1 pseudogene is annotated in these 493 nt (G+C 66.7%); it reads right to left on the reverse strand.

Annotation, left to right across the window (positions count from 1 at the left end):
* A pseudogene (locus RNB18_RS51040) lies at positions 1-251 on the reverse strand (MFS transporter); the annotation flags it as partial.
* Positions 252-493 lie beyond the last annotated feature (242 nt).

Below are 493 nucleotides of genomic sequence, written 5' to 3' on the forward strand. Positions count from 1 at the left end.
TTGCCGTACAGGTCGCCGAGCCGTCCGGCGACGGGGGTGGAGACGGCGGCGGCCAGCAGGGTGGCGGTGATGACCCAGGAGGCGTTGGACGCGGAGGTGGCGAACATCGCCGGGAGCCGCGCGATCAGCGGCACCACCAGGGTCTGCGTGAGCGCGGCCACGATACCGGCGAAGGCCAGGATGGCGACGATCCCGCCGGGGCGGGCCGTGGGTGCCCCCGGGGAGGCCGGTGCGGGTGGTGGAGTCTCCACGGGGTGTCTCTCCGTTCTCAGCCCTCGGACCTCGGACCTCGGACCTCGGTGGGCTGTGTGGTGATGCGCGATGCACGGAGTGTGCAAGGTACATGGAGTATGCAAGATACATGGGATGTGCATCATGCACAGCTTATGCATCATGCATATCCAGCGTGATATACCTGGATGCGTGGACATGCCCCTCGACCGGATCGAACGCGAGACCATGCTGCTCGGCCGGTACATGCATCTGCTCACCC

It is taken from the genome of Streptomyces doebereineriae (assembly GCF_031845645.1).
GTDB classification, from domain to species: domain Bacteria; phylum Actinomycetota; class Actinomycetes; order Streptomycetales; family Streptomycetaceae; genus Streptomyces; species Streptomyces canus.